At 52.6% G+C, this 1,661-nt stretch carries 1 rRNA gene; it reads left to right on the top strand.

Annotated features, from left to right (window positions below):
- Positions 1-112: 112 nt before the first annotated feature.
- Positions 113-1,623: ribosomal RNA gene (locus C7J97_RS14615) — 16S ribosomal RNA — on the top strand.
- The last annotated feature ends 38 nt before the right edge of the window (positions 1,624-1,661 follow it).

Below are 1,661 nucleotides of genomic sequence, written 5' to 3'. Positions count from 1 at the left end.
TTCGTGTTGGAAAAACACGGTAAACAATTCCAAACAAAAGTAATTCACACAGGACGCAAGCGATTGCGTGCTGAGCGAAACAAGATTTAACACTTTTAAGTGATAAATATCATTTATAAAGAGTTTGATCCTGGCTCAGGACGAACGCTGGCGGCGCGCCTAACACATGCAAGTCGAACGAGCGAGAGAGAGCTTGCTTTCTCAAGCGAGTGGCGAACGGGTGAGTAACGCGTGAGGAACCTGCCTCAAAGAGGGGGACAACAGTTGGAAACGACTGCTAATACCGCATAAGCCCACGACCCGGCATCGGGTAGAGGGAAAAGGAGCAATCCGCTTTGAGATGGCCTCGCGTCCGATTAGCTAGTTGGTGAGGTAACGGCCCACCAAGGCGACGATCGGTAGCCGGACTGAGAGGTTGAACGGCCACATTGGGACTGAGACACGGCCCAGACTCCTACGGGAGGCAGCAGTGGGGAATATTGCACAATGGGGGAAACCCTGATGCAGCGACGCCGCGTGGAGGAAGAAGGTCTTCGGATTGTAAACTCCTGTTGTTGAGGAAGATAATGACGGTACTCAACAAGGAAGTGACGGCTAACTACGTGCCAGCAGCCGCGGTAAAACGTAGGTCACAAGCGTTGTCCGGAATTACTGGGTGTAAAGGGAGCGCAGGCGGGAAGGCAAGTTGGAAGTGAAATCCATGGGCTCAACCCATGAACTGCTTTCAAAACTGTTTTTCTTGAGTAGTGCAGAGGTAGGCGGAATTCCCGGTGTAGCGGTGGAATGCGTAGATATCGGGAGGAACACCAGTGGCGAAGGCGGCCTACTGGGCACCAACTGACGCTGAGGCTCGAAAGTGTGGGTAGCAAACAGGATTAGATACCCTGGTAGTCCACACTGTAAACGATGATTACTAGGTGTTGGAGGATTGACCCCTTCAGTGCCGCAGTTAACACAATAAGTAATCCACCTGGGGAGTACGACCGCAAGGTTGAAACTCAAAGGAATTGACGGGGGCCCGCACAAGCAGTGGAGTATGTGGTTTAATTCGACGCAACGCGAAGAACCTTACCAAGTCTTGACATCCTGCGACGCACATAGAAATATGTGTTTCCTTCGGGACGCAGAGACAGGTGGTGCATGGTTGTCGTCAGCTCGTGTCGTGAGATGTTGGGTTAAGTCCCGCAACGAGCGCAACCCTTATGGTCAGTTACTACGCAAGAGGACTCTGGCCAGACTGCCGTTGACAAAACGGAGGAAGGTGGGGATGACGTCAAATCATCATGCCCTTTATGACTTGGGCTACACACGTACTACAATGGCGTTAAACAAAGAGAAGCAAGACCGCGAGGTGGAGCAAAACTCAGAAACAACGTCCCAGTTCGGACTGCAGGCTGCAACTCGCCTGCACGAAGTCGGAATTGCTAGTAATCGCAGATCAGCATGCTGCGGTGAATACGTTCCCGGGCCTTGTACACACCGCCCGTCACACCATGAGAGCCGGGGGGACCCGAAGTCGGTAGTCTAACCGCAAGGAGGACGCCGCCGAAGGTAAAACTGGTGATTGGGGTGAAGTCGTAACAAGGTAGCCGTAGGAGAACCTGCGGCTGGATCACCTCCTTTCTAAGGAGTCAGGCAATGACAGAGCATCTAAGATGGTC

The sequence above is a fragment of the Faecalibacterium prausnitzii genome (assembly GCF_003324185.1).
Classification (GTDB): Bacteria; Bacillota; Clostridia; order Oscillospirales; family Ruminococcaceae; genus Faecalibacterium; species Faecalibacterium prausnitzii.
Note: the sequence above shows the minus strand (reverse complement) of the source record. Positions and strands in the feature narration are given on the sequence as shown.